This is a genomic window from Pseudomonas paraeruginosa, from assembly GCF_003025345.2.
In the GTDB taxonomy this organism is placed as follows: domain Bacteria; phylum Pseudomonadota; class Gammaproteobacteria; order Pseudomonadales; family Pseudomonadaceae; genus Pseudomonas; species Pseudomonas paraeruginosa.
On sequence record NZ_CP020560.1, the window covers coordinates 4344308 to 4361548 of the forward strand.

Sequence of the window (17241 nt, forward strand, 5' to 3'; positions counted from 1 at the left end):
TCCGCTTGCGTTTTGCGCGTTACAAAATGGCGGCAAGAACAAGCGCTTGCGGCACAAAGTTCATCGTCACTCGACGCCTGACTGCGACGTCGGAAATTTCACTCAGGACACTCGGCCCCGCGGAAAAAGGCAGCGCGTTAGCCTGCACTCACCCTTATCCGACCCGGAGTGCCGGCCATGCGTTCCCTGTTCCTCCTTCTCCTCCTCTCGCTGGCGCCCACCTGCGAGGCCGCCGCGGTATTCCGCTGCGAAGACGCCAGCGGCCATGTCAGCTTCACCCAACTCGGTTGCCCCGTCGGGCAGGCCGGCGAAACCGTCGTGGCGGACAATCCGCCGCCGGGAGGCAGGAGCGTCACGCCGATGGCCGAGACGAAGACGAAAAAGGCGTCCATCGGCCGGGAAAGCGTGCCGTTCGCGGTGATCGGAGAAAGAGAAGATCGCTGCGGAAGACGCCTGGACGAGAAGGAACGTCGCAAGGCGATCGTGGAGCAGCGGATAGTGGCGGGAATGTCCCGCTCCGACGTGGAGCGTGCGCTGGGCAAGCCGGACCGGGTCAGCGGGAACAATGCGGAGGTGACTTATCGGTACAAGGCCGACAAGCGACGGGGAGCGAAAAGCGTAAGCTTCGATCAGGAGGGGTGTGTGAAAGGCAAGGCGAAATCAGGCTGGGACAGCGACCGAAAAAAGCGCCCATCGCGCTGAGGGCGGGGAAAGCCGGCCGCTCAGCCGGCTCTCTTCCAACCAAGCAGGCTGGCCAGCCTGCGCAGCGGTGCGGTGATCTTCCAACTGGTGGAGTTCAACACCGCCTCGAGTTGCAAGCGATAGTCGATTTCAGGAGAGGACATGGCCGACGCGGGCGACGACAATGGCTGTTGAAGGGAGGACGCACTCTCCAGCGAGTCCAGCCGGCGTACCAGCTCTTCCCTCTCGAATCCCGCAACGATGTGCATGTACTTGTTCTCGAAGACATGCCGCTGAAAGATATCGCCAACATTGCCTCGCTCGGTGAAATCGATATACATCCCTTTTTCCACAGCGAAGACAAAGGGAAATATTCCAAGCAAAGCCTCATGGAATTCAGGCAACGAGGTGCGCCGAAAAACATTCAGGCACCAATGATTCATTTCCAGCAATACGTTCGGCCGGAACTTCTCCAGCGTATTCCTCGCGCCCCGCAATACATCCAGCTCATGGCCTTCGACATCGATCTTGATGAAATCCACCGACGCCAGGCCGCAATCGGTCACAAGGGCATCCAGGGTGGACAGGGGAATGTCCAGATTTCCGCTACTTTCCTCGCTGACCACGAAGGCGGTCGCAAGATTGCTCTCGTTGACATACATCGCGACCGAGCCGTCCTTGTCTCCCAGGGCCTTGTTCACCATCTTGACATTGGCGTGCAGGAGGAGGGACAGGTTTCTTTCAAGTAACCGAAAGGTGGCGGGTACAGGCTCAACGGCGACAACCAGCCCCTCTCCGCACAGCCCGGACATAGCCAGGGAGGTCAGCCCGATATTGGCGCCTATGTCGATCAAGGTGCTACCGGGATCACAGAAGACCCGCAGGATATCGACGGTATCCGGCTCGAAGGTATTTCCCATAAGTCCAAGATAGCCTGTGTCGCCCCAGACCTCATGGAGGTGCCCGCCGATAGATAATTTCTTCTTTATCATCAGTTCCCCGAAAGCGCCAAAACGAAAGTGGCAGCATAACCGAAGCAAAATCTAAAAATTGCGTCTCAACGCAGCAAGCATAGAACTGCCCTTGCCCTATTCTTGTCGCTCGGTAGAGGTGCTACTGACACCTCCACCGACGATACACATCGATCAGACGAAAATTACCGCCAACAACGCGCAGTTTCTTGGTCGAGCAGTAAAGGTTGAAACGCCCGTCGTGCCACCTGCTGCCAGTGAGGCGGCCAGATAGGGACCACTGACTCCAGATTTGAAACCATCCACATTGGTAGGCATCATTCCATTTCCATCCGGCGTCACCGCTGACAACAACGGGGTAACCAATACCCCCGTGGTAGGATCGCTTTCCTTCCGGGCGACGGTCATTACAGGAATGTCGGTCGCTTGCTGCGCCTGTCCGAATCGCCGCCCGGCATCCACTCCGCGTCCATCGTCAAAGGCTCTGAGGAACTCCCCGCGCAAGTCGGGCACCCTGAAGGAGTCTCCGCCCAGATCGGCATACGCCAGATTGCCCGGCGCCCAGGCAGCGGCACTGACGACCATTCCCGTGTCCATGGCCCAGCCCCACAGGCCTGGATAGTTCTTCTTGCTCAACGTACCGCCATTGGCTTTCACCGTCCCCGCCTTGGCGACCGGCGCAGCCTGCAGCAGGATCTCGCCGCAGCGCTGCGAACGGTAGCCGGACTGCGAGGACTGCCATTCCATCAGACCATAGGGCGGTACGTAGATGACAGGCTCGCGCAGCAAGGTCGGAACGGCTGTGTAGGTGCCAATGGTGTTGCTGCCGTACTCCAGCCAGTAAACGGATTCGCTCCCCGGCAGTTGCCCGGTGGACGCCTGGCGAGCGGACCAAAGGCTGCCAGCCGATCTGACCAGGGCTCCCGGCGGGTAGTCCTCGGTAGCCGACCACTCGGCGATCCCCCGCTGCATCAGGTAGCGAATGGCTTCGTCGGTACGCTTGAACAACGCGTTGAACCACTCCATCGGTGGTATCCCGGCGGTCTGCTCGAAAGCCACGCCCCAGCCACGGGCGATGTCGGGGAATGCCTCCAGTTCGCCGGGTTTGGCACCGGAGGCGAACACCGCTTCGTCGGGGCGTTTGTACTGAGTCATAGGAACCTCGCAAATTTGCCTTGGTTGAACGCCAGCGCGCCCGGCGCGCCACGGAAGCCGAAGGCGCGGTTGGGGGCGGCGAGATAGAAACGGATGCCGACCCCGGCGGGGCGCGGCAGGATGTCCAGGGTGGTGATCGCGTAGCGCTTGAAGTCGGTGATGCCGTCGCTGCGGATCACCACCGACAGCGTCATGTCGTACTGGTCGTAGGCCACCGACTGGCCGTCGAAGATGAAGCCGAGGGCAGCGGCGATGTCCTCCAGGGTGCCGAGCTGGTAGTTGCGGGCGATCCGGCAGCGAATCAGGAAGCGGTAGTCGTCATCGTCGAGCACCACCGAGTCGCGCAACGGATCGCCCAGCCGGTACCACTTGCCGCCACCCAGGCGGTTGCGGCCGAAGCCCTTGGCGCCCGGCGTTTCCTCGAAGCCGAACAGGCTGCGCGGCGCCAGTCCGCGCAACACCCGCGATTGCCCGACATGCTTGCCGACCAGGTCGAGGTTGACGCCTTCGGCACTGTCGATGTCCAGCGCCGCGGGCAACGTCGCCAGGCCCTCGCGGGTCTCGCCGAAGTGGGCATCGAGCAGCTTCGCCGTGGCGACGGCCCGCGGTCGTGCCTGGTATTGCCAGATCAGCAGGCGCTCGTAGCTCATAGCACCACCACTTCGATATCGGCGGGATCGAAGCGTGCCCGCTGGCGCACGCCGATCTCGATATTGGCAGCGGCCGGCGCCTGCCCCACGCGGGCGATCCTCAACTGGCTGACCCAGAAGCCCTGGACGGTATTCACCGGACTGTAGAGCCGCGACAGTTGCACGTCCTGGCCGATGCGGAAGTCGCTGGCGGCCAGCGCCGCCCTGATCGCCGCGCTGTCCACCGCACTGAATTCGGCGTCGCGCCGGACTTCGATCAAGGCCCGGCAGGCGACGGTTTGCGGGCGGTCGAAACGCAGCGTGCGGATGATGCCCTGGCTGTCGGCGAGCGTGACCTCGACCTCGCCGCGCAAGCCCGTACCGGCGGTCTTGCGCTGGAAGATGGCTTCGGCGATGGCCCGCTCATCGCCGCCGTCGACTATCAGGTTGAGGCTGTGCGGCGGCACGCCATTGGCGTCGGTCTGGTTGCCGGTATTCTCCAGGCCCACCACCTCGCGCACATCCGCCAATTGCAGGATCTCGGCGACCATTCCGTCCAGGCTGTTCTGCGCCGGACGGGCGCGGCTGCGGAAGAACCGCGCGCGCAGCTCGGCATCGGTCTCCTCCTCCGCGCCAACCTCGGCCGGCTGTCGGTTGCTCGCCGCGCTCCAGCCCAGCACCAGCGTCTCCGGTGCCAGCGGTGCGTCCGCCGGCAGGGGAAAAGCCCCCAGTTCCACGCTGCGGAAGTCGCCACGCGCCGAGCCGTCGGCGCCCAGCAGGGTTTCATCGACCAGTTGCCAGCGGCCTTGGTTGATATCGCGCAGCACCGAGCCGGCCGGCAGGATCGTTCCCGGCCGCCCGCCCAGGAGCACCCCGCGCAGGTAGCTGTAGCGCGCCCGCCGGCGCAGCAAGCCGGCATACGCGGCGCGCTGTTCGAGCCAGGCGCCGCCGGCGTGGTCCGGATCGAGGGCGCGGTAGATCGTTTCGCCCAGTTCTTCGAGATCGGCGCGGATCTGTGCGATCAGCCCGAGCATCTGCCCGTCCGGGCTGTCCGGCGCCAGGTCGATGTCGTTGCCGTAGATGGCGCGGAAACCCCGGTCCAGCTCCTCGAGGATACTGTCCAGGCGCTGCCCGACATAGCCCTTGTCAGTCAGTTGTCCCATGCTTTGGGCTCCCAGAAAAAAGCCCCTCGGCCCGCAGGGGACGAGAGGCTTCGGATTGAAAGGTCCAGTGGCCTGCGCGGACCGTCGTCCAGGCCACTAGCGGAAGATTTCCGCGCTCTGCGTGCCGCCGTAGCGATCACGCAGGCTGATGGCGATCTTCAACCGCCGCTCCCGTGGATCGAGCGCCAGATGAAAATCGAGGATCTCGCTCACTCCCTCGGTCAACAGGACGCAACGCTTCAGGTCTGCCTCCAGCGCGACCAGGTCGGCAGGCCGCGCCATGCGTTCGAACCAGGGCAGGCCGTGCTCCAGGTCGAGGAACCAGTCGCCCTCGAACGAGCGCAGGCGGGTGCAGACCCGCTGCCTCACCGACTCGCCGGCGGCGGCATAGTTGCCGCGCCCCTGGCCGAACAGCCAGTCACCCTCTTCGTCTATTCGTCTGACTCTCATCGTGGAACTCCCGTTGTCCCGCTACCCGGCATCACCTGCCCGTGCTGGTGCCGTTCCAGGCTGATCCCGGCGGACACCACATCGCCCTCGCCGCGCATGCCCGCGGCGAATACCACGGGACAGTTGATCTGCAGCTTGCTGCCGTCGATGGTCACGGTGCCGCTGTCGTCGATCCTGACGAAGGCCGAACCGTCCAGCCGGCGCAGCGCCGTGGCATCGCTGGCGAAATCCGCCACCGCCTGCGGCTGCGAGCTGATGCCCATGATCGCCACGGCGTCGGACAGATCATGCTGGCGATAGTCCAGAGGCTCGCTCGGTTCACCCGACTGCCACCAGCCATCGATGCAACGCTCGTTGAACAGCAACAGGCATTCGTCGCCCGGCCGCACCGGGAAGGTCAGGACGAAACCGCCGCCGCGTGGAAACTGCACCGGCACGTCCGCCAGCACCGGCAAGGGCACCCGCGTACCGTCCACCAGCACCTGGTCGATCAGCGGCTGCACGCTCGCGGTCTGCCATTGCGGATCGAAGCTCAGCACCCGTCCGGGCAACGCCGTGTGCAGGCGCTTGACCCGGCTGTCGAGGGCCCGCGCCATGGCCCGTTCGGCCGAAGGCATCTGCCAGTCGTAATCAGTCATCGCCGCGCTCCTTGCCCGGTTTGCCGCGGACCTGCTGGTTGACCACGGTGACCGTGCTTTTCCAGTGCTGTTCGAGGGCGTCGCCCTGGTAGTGGATGCGCACGATCTTGTAGTCGCCGTTGAGCCAGTCGAGGCGCGACTCCAGGCGTACCTGTCCGCCCACGCGCAGCGCCGGGTTGAGCAGGCAGGTGATGGTCAGGCCATCGTCACCGAGTTGCGGCGAGCCGAGCATGCCGGTCTCCTCGGAGAGCAGGATCAGCTCGTCGTCCAGCACTCGGTCATAAGGCAGTATCTGCAGTTGGCCGTCCTGGATAGACCAGTTGGCGTCCTGCCAGCCGGCCAGGTCGGAGAGCACGTCGCGGGTCGCGCCGAACAGTACCCGCGCCCGTGGCAGGCGTTGCGGGCGCGGCAGCTCCAGCTGGCCGAGCGAAGTGTTCGGCATGCTCGCGAGGGCCGCGCCGACCAGTCGTTCGCTGGAGGTTCCGGCGGACAGGGTCTGGCTGACATAGGACTGGTGGTAGTCGCGATCGCCGTCGCCGCACTCCAGTTCGACAATCCAGTCCATGTCTTCGCGCTTGACGCCGATCTTGATGATGTCGGCGAGAAACAGCAGGCGCAGTTCCTCGTAGCCGGCCCATAGCCGAGCGGACTGGAAATCTCCGCGCAACAACTGGTCGATCCGCTCGCGCGACAGGTTCCAGATTCTCACCCTGATCTGGTTCGGCGTGCTGTCGGCGCTCTTGGTCAGCTCGAAGGCGACCCGCAGCTTTTCCACCACCAGGTATTCGCCGGCCTTGCTCAATTCCAACCGGTAGCGCCGTCCATAGAGCCTCATGGCGCCACCTCCGTCTTTTCGCCGATGTACAGCCGGCAGCGGCTACCAAGGTCCTGCCCGGCGAGTGGGTCGAGGCCGGCGCCGCTTTCGTCGGCGAGCCAGAAATAGTACGGCACGCTGCTGCGCCAGAGCATCGGCACCCCGACCACCAGCGCCAGCCCCTGGGCGACCCAGGATTGCGCGCGCTCGTCGAACAGGTCCAGCGCCCAGTGGTCACCGACGCTGTTGTAGCGCAGGGTCAGGCGCAGGCGCTGGCCGGCGAACTCGAATCGCTGCTCCTGCAGCGGGCTGTCGTCGATCGGCAGCCGGTTCATTTGAACAGCCCCGCGATACTCTTCAGCAGGCTCTTGTCCGCCGGCTCCGGTCGCGTCGTGCCGCGCGCCTGGCGTGGCGCCGACTGCCGCGCGGCGCGACCGGAGCCGTTGCGGCCGGCGCTGGGTACTCGCACGGTGCGGGTCTCCACCAGATGCAGCTCGCGGGCGGTGATGGTCAGCTTCAACGCGCCATCCACTACCTGCTCCGCGGTGATGCTGGTCAGCAGCATGTTGCGGTAGAGATGAAAGCCGGTCTGCACATCCAGCGGCTCACCCGACTTCTGCAGGGCCAGCAGGCTGGCATGGATCTGCTGGATCCGCTGGTTGCTCGGCGACAGGTCGCCGATCGACGGCGGCACCAGGGTCGGCAGCCAGGCAGCCAGTTCCTGGGCCTGTGCCTGGCGCCGACCGCCAGGCGCCAGCCAGCTTTGCAGTTGGCGGCCGGCATAGCGCCGGGCCTGCTCGGTCAGCGAGCCTGGGACGCCGGCCGGCACCGCCTGGTCGAGGAAGTCCCGTGCGCGGCGGACGCCGGGCACCAGCAGGGAGGGCAGCGGTTCGCCGGGCGGCGCGTGATCCACCAGGGTACCGACGATGGTGATCGACTTGGGTTCGAGTACCGCATGGTCGATCACCTGCGCTCCCGACTCCACCGGATTGGCGGTGGTCTTCAGCGAAGACACGTGGTTCTCGGAGATTACCGCGTCCAGGCGCACGGTACCGACATGGCGATTGATAAGCATGACCATGGGTTCACCTCACTGTTTGAAACGGTTGGCGTAATTGCGGGTGGCGCGCTGGTTGAGGCGCTGGATTTCCGCGGCGGCGGTCTGTCCGGCCTGCACCGGGTCGCTGGTGACGATGTCGATCCGCACGTTCTGGTTGTTCACCGGGCTGTCGCCGCTGCCCGTCACGATGCCGGGCGTCCAGGCCGACGGCGGGCTGATGTAGGGACTGGCGCCGGCCTGCGCCGCGTCGACCTGGCCGAGCGCCTGCGTGGCGGCCGCCCGCAGGGTGGCGGGAACCTTCTGCGGCACACCCTCCCCGCTCGCCGGGAACAACTCGCCAAGTGCCTCCAGGGCCTTGCCGAGCAGGCCGGAGGCGCTCGCCAGGCTATCGCCCCAGAGCTTGAGCAACGTGCCGAAGACGCCACCAAGCGCCCGCACTATCGTCTCGCCGATGCGGCCGAACAGCCCGGAGAGCCAGTCGCCCAACGAACCGAACGCTGCGCGCAGCCCCTCCAGCACCTCGCCGGCCTTGGCCAGTAGCGCGTCCCAGGCCGCGTCCAGGGCCGCCTGGAGCAGCGCGGCCATGGCCGCGGCGGCCTCTCCCAGCGCCAGCAGCCAGGGGCGCGGATCGAGGTCGGGCAGATCGAACCACAGATAGTCGCGCAGCCCGCCGAACAGCCCGCCGATCGCCTCGATACCGCTCCGGAAGAAGCCCGTCAGTTGCTCCCACAACGCCCGGACCCGCTCCAGCGCGGCACTGAAATTGCCGCTGAGCAGGTCGCCGACCAGGCCGAACAGGTTGCCGTACCACCGCAGCAGCGGCGCGAAGACCTCCTGCAGGGAAGCGAACACCGCGACCGCCCTGGCCACGACGAAGTCCCAGGCGGCAGCGGCGACGGTCTTGATCCGCTCGAAGTTCAACGCAACCAGCACTGCCAGGGCGACCACGGCGGCGATCAGCAGCCCTACCGGATTGGCCAGGAAGGCGATGCGCAAGGCGTTGCCGACCAGGCCGACGGTCGTCGCGACGCCGCGCAACGCCGCGCCGAAACCTCCGATGCCACCCAGCAGCCCACCGATGGCCAGGTTGGCGGCGAGGAACAGCCTGGCCAGCCCCGCTCCCCAGCTGGAGAGCGGAACCGCCGTGAGCAGGGCGGTGCCGACGAAGGACGCCACCGCCAGCACGCCCTGCAGGTTTTCCTCGATGAAGGCGCTGACGTCGGCCACCGCGTCGCGCAGCCCTCCCCAGAAGCCGCTGAACAGCGAGTCGCCACCGCGCAGGTAGGTGACGAAGTCGTCCACCAGCAGGATCAGCGCCGCCAGGGCGGCGATCAGCAGGGTCAAGGGGTTGCTGGCGAAGACCAGCAGCGAGGTGCGTCCCAGCCACAGCAAGGTGCCGCCGAGCAGGGTCAGGGTGGTGCGCCAGCCGAGTGTCGCGCCGACAAGCTCATCCAGCGCCCAGACGAAGTTGCCCAGCGCGTCGATGACCTGGGCGATCACCTCCAGCGCCTTCCCCAGCCCCTCGAGCAGCGCCTCGCGGTTGCCCTGCACGAAGCGCTCGAAACGCTGCGCGAGGTTGCCGAGGGTCGGTGCCAGTCCCAAGGCGACGCGGAGGTTCAGCGCAGCCACCAGCGCATCGACCTCCGTCACCGCCTGGCGATAGTCTTGCACTGAGCGAATGGCCTCGGGTCCGATAGGCCCCAGCGCGTCCTCGCCCTGGTCGAGCGCCTCCAGGCCCTTGAGCGAATCGTCGAGGTAGCCGGTCAGGCCGCCCAGCAGAGCGGCTGCCGTCCCCTGCACGATCCTGGCGACCGACTGGACCTGGCTCAGCGCCTCGCGGAATTCCCCGAGGTAGTCCTGCAAGCCCTTGGCCGGTCCGGCGGCCGATTGATTAGTCGACTCCATGATGCGATCTCTCGTAGGCCAGCCGCTGGGCTTCATCCCACTCGCCGAGGGCATCGTGGAAGTCGCACAGGTCGGCCAGGGTGTAGAGCGCGCGCAGCTCGTGCAGCGTGCAGAGCCGGCGCATGACGGGAGCGAAGACGAACCAGTCGGTCAGGCCTGCGCCTGGACCGGCAGGACCCTCGCCAGCGCCGGCATGGCGGCGCCGAAAAAATCCGCGAACTGGTACTTCACGCCCTCGATGAGCAGCGGTAGCAGGTGGGCGCGATGCTGGTTGAAGTGCGTGTCCAGGCGATCCACCAGGCGGAACGCCTGGCCTTCCTGCGGCTGCACGTTGATGTGCTGCAGGACCAGTTGCTCCACCTCGGCCACCACCGGGTCGCCGAGGTTGCCGAGGATCGCGCCGAGCGCCGCGGACTCGCTGCCCTCGCCCAGCTCCAGGCCCTGCAACAGGCGCGCGGCCTTCTTCAGGGCGTTCCAGGCCGGCAGCGCATTGGCCGGACGCATCAGGTAGGTGACCTGGTCGAGGGTGAGGCGATGCTCCTGGTTCATGCTCAGGCCACTCCTTTTTCCAGGTTCACGCTGGCGCGCTCGAAGACGATGGTCCAGGTGGTGGCATTATGGCCGGCACCACGGGTGTATTCCGGACGCGTGGTGAAGTAGCCCCTGGTCGCGCTGACCAGGTCTTCGTTGAGCAGGTCGCGGATCTCCAGGGTCAGCGGCACGAAGGCCTTGATATTGCCGTCCTGCAGGGCGCGCAGGCGGTTGAGGTACCTGTTGTCCTCGGAATGCTGCCTGATCTTCAGGGTCAGCTTGCCCGAGCGATCGGTGCTGGCGACGAACACGCCGCCGCCGTCGGCACCGATCAGCATCTCGCCGGCATCCTTGGCGAAGGCGAACTTGACCGTGTCGGCACCGTCGGCCCAGTCCTTGATTTCGTAGCCATTGAGCAGCACGGACAATTGGTTGTGGTCGTAAATAGCCATGAGGTTCTCCGTCGAAAAAACGAGCCCCGCGCGCCGGATGCGGGCGGGGCCAAAGGGTGGGCCAGGGGGTCAGCGGGTGAAGTTCACCAGCACGTCGACCGAGTGCACGGCACCGGCCATCTTCAGCGCCACCTGGATCGGTGGCGCCTTGCGCAGCTCACGGTCGGAGGTGGACAGGTTGTCGACGCTGTCCGCCCATACGTAGAAGCCTTCGTCCAGGCGCTCGCCGCTGGCCAGGTTGCCGAAACCGTCGCCGCTCCAGACACCGGGCGCAAAGGCACCGTTGTTCACGCCCTCGCGGCAGACCTTGCGCACCGCCGCGAGCAGGCGAGCAACCCCGGCGTCGGTCAGCGGAATCTTGCTGGCCGAACCATAGAGGGTGGCGAAGACTTCCTTCTGCACCGCGTCGACATACCAGTCGAGGATGTGCACTTCATCGAAGAAACGCCCGCCGACCACGGTGCCTTCGGCGACCATCGCCGAGTCGTCGAAGTAGGTGTAGAAATTGATGCCCAGCTTGCGACACTTGTCGGCCTCGCTCAGGGTCAGGCTATCCGCGCTGATACCCGGCAGTTGCTTGAACTTCATCGTCAGCGTCGAGTTGTTCGCCGCGAAATTCACCGCCAGCGCCCGCGCCAGCCAGCTGTTCGCCGCATAGGCGTCGTTCTTGTCGTAGACCGCCACGGTACGGTAGCTCTGCCGGTCACGCAGCTGCTGGAAAGGGTTGCCGGAGACCGGCTCCAGATGCGCGGCGTTGCGGGTGGTGACGGCGAAGATCTTCTTGTCCGCGGCCAGCACCCAGGCGGAAGCCTCGAGGATCTGCGCGTCGCTCAGGGCGGCGGCGACGCTGGCGGCGTACCAACCGGGATTGACGTCGCTCAGCGCGGCGAATGCCTCGCCCAGGCTCTGGGCCGGCAGGTCCAGAGCGTCGCGGCCGGCGATCTTCTGCGCCATGCCCTCTTCCAGGCGCAGCAGCGCGCCCAGATAGGTTCCCGGCAGCATGCGGTTCTCGACGTAGCCGATGGACTTGCCGCTGCCAGCGGCGCTGGCTTCGAGGATGAAGCGACCGGCGACTTCGTCGTAGCGGCAATCCAGCGCCTGGGCGGCCAGCTTGGCCTTGAGGGTCGCGGCCACCGCCGGGAAGTCGGCGGCTTCGCTGAAGTCCAGGCCGGAGACATCCACTCGCGCACCGTCGACGCTGAGCGACAGCTGACCGTCGGCGATGCCCTTGAGCTGCGCCAGGCTGGCGCCGAGCGGGGCGCCAGCCAGCGCCGCCTTGAGCGCCGGCAGCGAGCGCGCGCTCTTCAGCCAGCGCGCCACGATCATCTGCCGTGGACGCGGCGACTGGGCGAAGAACGGTCGGCTCGCGGCGGCGGTTTCCGAGTGGCTGCCGAACGCCGCTTCGACGTCCGCCTGGCTGGCGCAACTGATGTACAGGGTGGAGGCATCGGCGAACACGGTGCCGGCTTCCGGAGTGAACAGGGCGAACAGGCCGAAGTCTCGGCGTGGCGAAGACGTCGGGGTGACATTCAGTTGGACGTTGACGATCTGGGAAATGGGGAGCGACATATCAGGTCTCCGAGGGTTGAACGGTAACGGCGGCGGACAGGCCCGAACTGCCGAGGGCCTGCAGCGTCGCCTGGGCGATGCGCTTGAGATCGACGACCAGCACGTGCTCGTGGCCGATGACCAGGTCGAAACGGGCCTGCTCCAGTGCCTGCCCGTCCTTGACGACGGACAGGTTCTCCAACGGCGTCAGGCGCAGCAGGCTGGCCTTCAATGCCCGCAGGGCGTCGATGGCGGCACTCGACTGCAGCAGGCAACGGGCGTCCTGCAGACGCTGGTGCGCCGCGGGGCCATGCCAGGTCAGGCGAAAGACGCTTTCGCAACTGGCCAGCAGGGACTCCTGCTCGTCGTCGGCGAAAAACTCCCGGCGTACGTTGCCGAGCAGGCTCGAGGTCTCCAGGCGCAGGGCCGCATAGGGGACGGCCGGCGGCGCCAGCGGTTGGTCGGCGTCGACGACGCCGCCGGCGGGCAGGTCGAGCAACTGCCGCAGGGTTTCACGCAGGACGGCGTGATCCAGGCGCGCGGGTGCGCTGGACATGGCGAACTCCTTTTTAAATGGATGGACAGCGGACAGGCGCATGCGCGGCGCTCGCAAGCGCCGGGCCGGTCCGCAGGTAGACACGCTGGTTCAGTACAGGCGCAGGACCCGCGCCAGGTTGCCGCGCGCCTGCAGCAGAAGGATCAGCAGCACCAGCAGTACCCCGAGCATCCAGGGCGACAGGTGCTCGGCGCGGTATAGCCCGGCGAGGATGCCCAGCGCCTGGCACCCGGTGCACAGCGCCAGGAGGTAGGCGCACAGGGAAACGCCGGGGCGGAAGCGGGCGCCGGCACGGCGGTAGGTAACCAGGCGCATGCAGATCGCCGAGCAGACCAGCACGGTCAGGGTGGACAATGGATCAACCATCTGACTTCCCCCTACGCCGGCGCAGCAGTGCGCGCATCCAGCTGGGAAGCTCGCCGCCGCGCATCCACTCGAGCATGCCGATGCCGCCGGTCACGCACAGGGTCGCGGCGACGAAGGCGGCCATACCGCTGGTCTGGGTCAGACCGCGACCGAGCGCCTCGACCCCGGCGTAGTAGCCACCGACCCAGGACACCAGCAGGTAGCCCAGGCGGGTCAGGGTGTTGTAGTCGCGGGCGAACACGACAAAGAAGATGGCGCCGCCGAAACCTCCCAGCAGGGCGTTGCCATCGATACCCGGCAGGTACATGGCCAGGCCGACGCCAGCCATTGCGCTGGCGGCGGAGGCCGCGGAGCTTGGCTCGGACATGGATGACTCCCGGAAATGAAAAGGCCCGCCGAAAAGGGCGGGCCCGGAACGACCGAAGCCCGCACTGGCGGGCTTCGGTCAGAGGAATTTCAATCGTGGAGAATTTATACCTTTATCGTCCCATGTCGTCAATATGGGAAAACCTGTTTTTCAGCAGAAATTTTTTAATGCTCGCAGACGATCCCCACCTGCGCCATCGGCTCCTCGAGGCGCAACAGCGCCTGGCGCAGCAGCGCGGCGACGCGCTCGCGCCATTCCTTGTCCCAGCGGTGCAGAGTGCTTTTCGACAGGCCGCTGAGACGTTCGATCTCGCGGATGCTCGACGGCGGGCGGCGGAACATGCGCATCAGCAAGGCCAGGGCCGCGCGCTGCTCGATGGGGCCGGCAGCGGGCTTCAACCAGTCACGCAAGGCCGCCAGGCCGAGGACGAAATCCCGACCGCGAGCGAACTCGGCACGCACCACCGCCAGTTCCAGCGGATGCGCGGCCAGCTGGCGCTGGGCGAAGCGTACGGTCATCACCGCCTGGGCCTGCCATTCGTGCGGGCTCAGGCCGCTGGGCAGGCGCTCGATGAAACGGCGGTCGAAACGTTCACGCAGGCTGTCGATGACCATCGCCGTCGAGGACCTCGGCCCGGGTTGCTGCTCGAACATCCAGTAAGCCACCGCCAGCGCCTGTTCGGTACTTTGAAACATAGGGTATTCCCTCCTTGGCCGGCCCATCTGGCTGGCCGTTCGCAATCGCCACCCGCAGTGGCCTTTCTTGGGCTGCCGTCCTGCTCGATGGGAACGGGAAAGCGCTGAAAATATGGTAATACCTATATACAGATACTTGCAATGCCACAGGCACACCTTTAGTCTTGCCCCATGGAACTCAAAGATCGCATCAAGGCAGCGCGCAAGCATGCCAATCTCAGCCAGGTCCAGCTTGCCCAGGCGGTAGGCATGACCCAGACCTCAATCTCCGACCTGGAGCGCGGCAAGTCCCGGGCCACCAGCTTCGCCGCACAGATCGCTGGCGCCTGCGGGGTCAGCCCGCTATGGCTGGCGGAAGGACGGGGCGAGATGCTCGACGGCCGCGGCGCGCAGCCGGCTGCCGGGCCCAACGCCAGTTGGCTCGGCGCGGTGGAATCCTGGGACGACGAGACACCGCTGGATGCCGACGAGATCGAACTGCCCTTCTACAAGGAGATCGAGCTGTCCGGCGGCAAGGGCAGCACGGTCATCCTGCAGACCGGCGGGCGCAAGCTGCGCTTCGGCAAATACACCCTGCGCAAGAAGAACATCGATCCGGCCAGCGCCGCCTGCGTCACCGTCAGTGGCAACAGCATGGAACCGGTCCTGCCGGACGGCAGCACGGTGGGCGTCGACACCAGCGCGAGAACGATCAGGGACGGCGACATGTACGCCTTCGACCACGACGGCCAACTGCGCGTGAAACTGCTTTACCGCCTTCCAGGCGGCGGCCTGCGCATTCGCAGCTTCAACAGTGACGAGCATCCGGACGAGCGCTACGAGCCCCAGGAAGCCGCCGAGCACATCAACGTGATCGGCCGGGTGTTCTGGTACTCGGTACTGGTCTGAGCGTCTCTCCGCCCCGCCTGGCGGCGGGGCCCTCCCACGGCGGAAGGAAATCCCGGACAAAGAAAAAGGGCCTGCATTTCTGCAGGCCCTTTCGGTATGGCGCACTCAGGAGGATTCGAACCTCCGACCGCTCGGTTCGTAGCCGAGTACTCTATCCAGCTGAGCTATGAGTGCGTTTCGGTGCTTTTGCCGGCCACCCGCCGGTAACGCTTCTTTTACCGCGAAAGACCGAAACTGTCGATCCTTCATCTCGGAAATCCTGTGAGAGGACTTCTTCGAAATTTGGCGCACTCAGGAGGATTCGAACCTCCGACCGCTCGGTTCGTAGCCGAGTACTCTATCCAGCTGAGCTATGAGTGCGTCGTGGGGGCGCATTATAGATTGTGGATTTTATCCGTCAAGCGATTTTTTCAACCAAATCAGCAACTTAGTTACTGCGTGGCTTACGCCGCCTGAATCAATCTCTAACACTTGAATGGCGGAGAGGGGGGGATTCGAACCCCCGACACCCTTTTGAGGTGTACTCCCTTAGCAGGGGAGCGCCTTCGGCCACTCGGCCACCTCTCCGCAACACGGGGCGCATGATACCCATCTTTACCCCGTTTGCAAAGGGAAAATTAGAGAAAAATTAATGGTTTGGCTCTTGATCTTTCTCTTTCTGGATGCGCTGGTAGATTTCCTCCCGGTGCACGGCGACTTCCTTCGGCGCGTTGACGCCAATGCGCACCTGGTTCCCTTTGACACCCAGTACCGTCACGGTGACGTCGTCACCCACCATCAGGGTCTCTCCGACCCGACGAGTCAGAATCAGCATTCCTTTCTCCTCACGCGAATATTTCAGGACAACAGTCTGCAAAAAAGAAATGGCGGCGGATCCGCAGAAATCAAGAGCGCGATCCTTCACCCAGTATTGACCAGTCCCGCCGGAATGAAAGTTCCTGCCGAACGGTCAAAAACGACAAAAGGCGCGGGATCGCCGCGCCTTTCGCCTGCCCGCGTCACTCGCCCTGTCGCGCCGGCGCGTCGAGTTCGAACGCCGTGTGCAGGGCACGTACCGCCAGCTCCAGATACTTCTCCTCGATCACCACGGAAACCTTGATTTCCGAGGTGGAGATCATCTGGATGTTGATGCTTTCCTTGGCCAGCGCCTCGAACATGCGGCTGGCCACCCCGGCGTGCGAACGCATGCCGACGCCGACGATGGAGACCTTGGCGATATTGGTGTCACCGATGGCTTCGCGCGCGCCGATGTTGGCGGCGGTCTGCTTGAGGATTTCCAGCGCGTTCAGGTAGTCGTTGCGATGCACCGTGAAGGTGAAGTCGGTGGTGTTATCGTGCGCCACGTTCTGCACGATCATGTCGACCTCGACATTGGCGGCGCTGATCGGTCCGAGGATCTTGAAGGCCACGCCGGGGGTATCGGGTACGCCACGGATGGTCAGCTTGGCTTCGTCGCGATTGAAGGCGATGCCGGAGATGATCGGCTGTTCCATGGATTCCTCTTCATCATCGATAGTAATGAGGGTGCCCGGACCCTCCTGGAAGCTGTGCAGCACGCGCAGCGGAACGTTGTACTTGCCGGCGAACTCGACCGCGCGGATCTGCAGCACCTTGGAACCGAGGCTGGCCATTTCCAGCATTTCCTCGAAGGTGATCTTGTCCAGCCGGCGGGCCTGCGGCACCACGCGCGGATCGGTGGTGTAGACACCGTCGACGTCGGTGTAGATCTGGCACTCGTCGGCCTTCAGCGCCGCCGCCAGGGCCACTCCGGTGGTATCGGAACCGCCGCGGCCCAGGGTGGTGATGTTGCCGTTGCCGTCGACGCCCTGGAAACCGGCGACCACCACCACCTTGCCGGCCTTGAGGTCGGCCCGGATGCTGCTGTCGTCGATATGCAGGATGCGCGCCTTGGTATGCGCGCTGTCGGTGAGGATACGAACCTGGTTGCCGGTGTAGGAAACCGCCGGCACGCCGCGCTTGATCAGGGCCATGCTGAGCAGGGCGATGGTCACCTGCTCGCCGGTCGAGACCATGACGTCCAGTTCGCGCGGAACCGGCTGCTCCATGATCTGGTTGGCCAGGCCGATCAGACGGTTGGTCTCGCCGCTCATGGCGGAAACCACCACGACGACGTCGTCTCCCGCTTCGCGGAATTTCTTCACCTTCTCGGCCACCTGCTCGATACGCTCGACGGTGCCGACGGAGGTCCCTCCAAACTTCTGTACGATCAAAGCCATTTCAAACCGCCTGATTCCGTGAAGGGCGCCCTTTTGAACCTGCCACATTCTTTCGCTACCCGGACTGGCGGGGCGCACCGCCGGCCGGGCATCAGGGAGCGCTGGCCACCCTGCCCCGCGTCGCTCCGACGAGGG

22 protein-coding genes and 3 tRNA genes are annotated in these 17241 nt (G+C 65.2%); 2 read left to right on the plus strand and 23 right to left on the minus strand.

Features of this window, described 5'->3' with window-relative positions; translation table 11 throughout:
* The first annotated feature begins 177 nt into the window (after positions 1 to 177).
* On the plus strand, positions 178 to 702 hold the full coding sequence (locus B7D75_RS20625) for a DUF4124 domain-containing protein (protein ID WP_107114372.1): 525 nt from the start codon (positions 178 to 180) through the stop codon (positions 700 to 702).
* 20 nt (positions 703 to 722) lie between these two features.
* Here B7D75_RS20625 and B7D75_RS20630 read toward each other — a convergent pair whose 3' ends face one another.
* From B7D75_RS20630 to B7D75_RS20710, 18 genes are all read right to left on the minus strand, one after another.
* Positions 723 to 1673 (minus strand): FkbM family methyltransferase, encoded by a 951-nt coding sequence (locus tag B7D75_RS20630; RefSeq protein ID WP_107114373.1) that lies wholly within the window; start codon positions 1671 to 1673, stop codon positions 723 to 725.
* 153 nt (positions 1674 to 1826) lie between these two features.
* Positions 1827 to 2807, minus strand: a complete 981-nt coding sequence (locus tag B7D75_RS20635; RefSeq protein ID WP_052151075.1) for a phage tail protein — start codon at positions 2805 to 2807, stop codon at positions 1827 to 1829.
* Complete coding sequence (locus tag B7D75_RS20640) at positions 2804 to 3457, minus strand: DUF2612 domain-containing protein (protein ID WP_034080171.1); 654 nt, start codon at positions 3455 to 3457, stop codon at positions 2804 to 2806. The genes B7D75_RS20635 and B7D75_RS20640 overlap by 4 nt, the downstream gene beginning before the upstream one ends.
* On the minus strand, positions 3454 to 4599 hold the full coding sequence (locus B7D75_RS20645) for a baseplate J/gp47 family protein (RefSeq protein ID WP_034080172.1): 1146 nt from the start codon (positions 4597 to 4599) through the stop codon (positions 3454 to 3456). Before B7D75_RS20645 ends, B7D75_RS20640 begins: the two co-directional genes overlap by 4 nt.
* A 96-nt stretch (positions 4600 to 4695) precedes the next feature.
* Complete coding sequence (locus B7D75_RS20650; protein WP_034080173.1) at positions 4696 to 5049, minus strand: hypothetical protein; 354 nt, start codon at positions 5047 to 5049, stop codon at positions 4696 to 4698.
* Positions 5046 to 5687, minus strand: a complete 642-nt coding sequence (locus tag B7D75_RS20655) for a Gp138 family membrane-puncturing spike protein (RefSeq protein WP_034080174.1) — start codon at positions 5685 to 5687, stop codon at positions 5046 to 5048. The genes B7D75_RS20650 and B7D75_RS20655 overlap by 4 nt, the downstream gene beginning before the upstream one ends.
* Positions 5680 to 6522: a phage protein gene (locus B7D75_RS20660; protein ID WP_034080175.1), complete on the minus strand. Its 843-nt coding sequence runs from the start codon at positions 6520 to 6522 to the stop codon at positions 5680 to 5682. The genes B7D75_RS20655 and B7D75_RS20660 overlap by 8 nt, the downstream gene beginning before the upstream one ends.
* Positions 6519 to 6836 carry a phage baseplate plug family protein gene (locus tag B7D75_RS20665; protein WP_034080176.1) on the minus strand — a complete coding sequence of 106 codons (318 nt, stop codon included), beginning with the start codon at positions 6834 to 6836 and terminating at the stop codon, positions 6519 to 6521. The genes B7D75_RS20660 and B7D75_RS20665 overlap by 4 nt, the downstream gene beginning before the upstream one ends.
* Positions 6833 to 7582 (minus strand): phage baseplate protein, encoded by a 750-nt coding sequence (locus B7D75_RS20670; protein ID WP_058174462.1) that lies wholly within the window; start codon positions 7580 to 7582, stop codon positions 6833 to 6835. Before B7D75_RS20670 ends, B7D75_RS20665 begins: the two co-directional genes overlap by 4 nt.
* Positions 7583 to 7591: 9 nt before the next feature.
* Positions 7592 to 9466: a hypothetical protein gene (locus B7D75_RS20675; protein ID WP_124083119.1), complete on the minus strand. Its 1875-nt coding sequence runs from the start codon at positions 9464 to 9466 to the stop codon at positions 7592 to 7594.
* Positions 9453 to 9590 carry a hypothetical protein gene (locus B7D75_RS29610; RefSeq protein ID WP_162839998.1) on the minus strand — a complete coding sequence of 46 codons (138 nt, stop codon included), beginning with the start codon at positions 9588 to 9590 and terminating at the stop codon, positions 9453 to 9455. Before B7D75_RS29610 ends, B7D75_RS20675 begins: the two co-directional genes overlap by 14 nt.
* 26 nt (positions 9591 to 9616) lie before the next feature.
* A complete protein-coding gene (locus B7D75_RS20680) occupies positions 9617 to 10015 on the minus strand; it encodes a phage tail assembly chaperone (RefSeq protein ID WP_043102825.1) in 399 nt (132 codons plus the stop codon).
* 2 nt (positions 10016 to 10017) lie between these two features.
* Positions 10018 to 10449, minus strand: a complete 432-nt coding sequence (locus B7D75_RS20685; RefSeq protein ID WP_034080180.1) for a phage structural protein — start codon at positions 10447 to 10449, stop codon at positions 10018 to 10020.
* 69 nt (positions 10450 to 10518) lie between these two features.
* The gene (locus tag B7D75_RS20690; protein ID WP_107114375.1) at positions 10519 to 12018 is read right to left on the minus strand and encodes a DUF3383 domain-containing protein; all 1500 of its coding nucleotides are present in this window, start codon (positions 12016 to 12018) and stop codon (positions 10519 to 10521) included.
* A 1-nt stretch (position 12019) separates the two neighbouring features.
* Entirely contained in the window at positions 12020 to 12553 is a 534-nt protein-coding gene (locus B7D75_RS20695) for a phage neck terminator protein (RefSeq protein WP_043102821.1), read from the minus strand.
* A 90-nt stretch (positions 12554 to 12643) separates the two neighbouring features.
* Positions 12644 to 12919 (minus strand): phage holin family protein, encoded by a 276-nt coding sequence (locus B7D75_RS20700; RefSeq protein WP_023443062.1) that lies wholly within the window; start codon positions 12917 to 12919, stop codon positions 12644 to 12646.
* Positions 12912 to 13286, minus strand: coding sequence for a phage holin family protein (locus B7D75_RS20705; RefSeq protein WP_003153528.1), 375 nt, complete (start codon positions 13284 to 13286; stop codon positions 12912 to 12914). Before B7D75_RS20705 ends, B7D75_RS20700 begins: the two co-directional genes overlap by 8 nt.
* Before the next feature lie 164 nt (positions 13287 to 13450).
* Positions 13451 to 13981, minus strand: a complete 531-nt coding sequence (locus B7D75_RS20710) for a hypothetical protein (protein ID WP_034080184.1) — start codon at positions 13979 to 13981, stop codon at positions 13451 to 13453.
* Positions 13982 to 14152: 171 nt separating this feature from the next.
* Between B7D75_RS20710 and alpR the strand changes: the two genes are divergently transcribed.
* Positions 14153 to 14869 (plus strand): transcriptional regulator AlpR, encoded by a 717-nt coding sequence (gene alpR / locus B7D75_RS20715; protein ID WP_053814405.1) that lies wholly within the window; start codon positions 14153 to 14155, stop codon positions 14867 to 14869.
* Positions 14870 to 14966: 97 nt separating this feature from the next.
* On the opposite strand, the gene B7D75_RS20720 is transcribed toward alpR, so the two are convergent.
* From B7D75_RS20720 to B7D75_RS20740, 5 genes are all read right to left on the minus strand, one after another.
* A tRNA-Arg gene (locus B7D75_RS20720) sits at positions 14967 to 15043 on the minus strand.
* A 109-nt stretch (positions 15044 to 15152) separates the two neighbouring features.
* Positions 15153 to 15229: transfer RNA gene (locus tag B7D75_RS20725), tRNA-Arg, on the minus strand.
* Between the two features lie 116 nt (positions 15230 to 15345).
* Positions 15346 to 15436 (minus strand) — tRNA-Ser (locus B7D75_RS20730).
* Positions 15437 to 15497: 61 nt separating this feature from the next.
* Positions 15498 to 15683, minus strand: coding sequence for a carbon storage regulator CsrA (gene csrA / locus B7D75_RS20735; RefSeq protein WP_003085981.1), 186 nt, complete (start codon positions 15681 to 15683; stop codon positions 15498 to 15500).
* A 184-nt stretch (positions 15684 to 15867) separates the two neighbouring features.
* Positions 15868 to 17106: an aspartate kinase gene (locus tag B7D75_RS20740; RefSeq protein WP_003153523.1), complete on the minus strand. Its 1239-nt coding sequence runs from the start codon at positions 17104 to 17106 to the stop codon at positions 15868 to 15870.
* Positions 17107 to 17241 lie beyond the last annotated feature (135 nt).

Coding starts and splice junctions, on each gene's coding strand:
- B7D75_RS20625 (WP_107114372.1), top strand. CDS start 178: ATGCGTTCCCTGTTCCTCCTTCTCCTCCTCTCGCTGGCGCCCACCTGC.
- B7D75_RS20630 (WP_107114373.1), bottom strand. CDS start 1,673: ATGATAAAGAAGAAATTATCTATCGGCGGGCACCTCCATGAGGTCTGG.
- B7D75_RS20635 (WP_052151075.1), bottom strand. CDS start 2,807: ATGACTCAGTACAAACGCCCCGACGAAGCGGTGTTCGCCTCCGGTGCC.
- B7D75_RS20640 (WP_034080171.1), bottom strand. CDS start 3,457: ATGAGCTACGAGCGCCTGCTGATCTGGCAATACCAGGCACGACCGCGG.
- B7D75_RS20645 (WP_034080172.1), bottom strand. CDS start 4,599: ATGGGACAACTGACTGACAAGGGCTATGTCGGGCAGCGCCTGGACAGT.
- B7D75_RS20650 (WP_034080173.1), bottom strand. CDS start 5,049: ATGAGAGTCAGACGAATAGACGAAGAGGGTGACTGGCTGTTCGGCCAG.
- B7D75_RS20655 (WP_034080174.1), bottom strand. CDS start 5,687: ATGACTGATTACGACTGGCAGATGCCTTCGGCCGAACGGGCCATGGCG.
- B7D75_RS20660 (WP_034080175.1), bottom strand. CDS start 6,522: ATGAGGCTCTATGGACGGCGCTACCGGTTGGAATTGAGCAAGGCCGGC.
- B7D75_RS20665 (WP_034080176.1), bottom strand. CDS start 6,836: ATGAACCGGCTGCCGATCGACGACAGCCCGCTGCAGGAGCAGCGATTC.
- B7D75_RS20670 (WP_058174462.1), bottom strand. CDS start 7,582: ATGGTCATGCTTATCAATCGCCATGTCGGTACCGTGCGCCTGGACGCG.
- B7D75_RS20675 (WP_124083119.1), bottom strand. CDS start 9,466: ATGGAGTCGACTAATCAATCGGCCGCCGGACCGGCCAAGGGCTTGCAG.
- B7D75_RS29610 (WP_162839998.1), bottom strand. CDS start 9,590: ATGCGCCGGCTCTGCACGCTGCACGAGCTGCGCGCGCTCTACACCCTG.
- B7D75_RS20680 (WP_043102825.1), bottom strand. CDS start 10,015: ATGAACCAGGAGCATCGCCTCACCCTCGACCAGGTCACCTACCTGATG.
- B7D75_RS20685 (WP_034080180.1), bottom strand. CDS start 10,449: ATGGCTATTTACGACCACAACCAATTGTCCGTGCTGCTCAATGGCTAC.
- B7D75_RS20690 (WP_107114375.1), bottom strand. CDS start 12,018: ATGTCGCTCCCCATTTCCCAGATCGTCAACGTCCAACTGAATGTCACC.
- B7D75_RS20695 (WP_043102821.1), bottom strand. CDS start 12,553: ATGTCCAGCGCACCCGCGCGCCTGGATCACGCCGTCCTGCGTGAAACC.
- B7D75_RS20700 (WP_023443062.1), bottom strand. CDS start 12,919: ATGGTTGATCCATTGTCCACCCTGACCGTGCTGGTCTGCTCGGCGATC.
- B7D75_RS20705 (WP_003153528.1), bottom strand. CDS start 13,286: ATGTCCGAGCCAAGCTCCGCGGCCTCCGCCGCCAGCGCAATGGCTGGC.
- B7D75_RS20710 (WP_034080184.1), bottom strand. CDS start 13,981: ATGTTTCAAAGTACCGAACAGGCGCTGGCGGTGGCTTACTGGATGTTC.
- alpR (WP_053814405.1), top strand. CDS start 14,153: ATGGAACTCAAAGATCGCATCAAGGCAGCGCGCAAGCATGCCAATCTC.
- csrA (WP_003085981.1), bottom strand. CDS start 15,683: ATGCTGATTCTGACTCGTCGGGTCGGAGAGACCCTGATGGTGGGTGAC.
- B7D75_RS20740 (WP_003153523.1), bottom strand. CDS start 17,106: ATGGCTTTGATCGTACAGAAGTTTGGAGGGACCTCCGTCGGCACCGTC.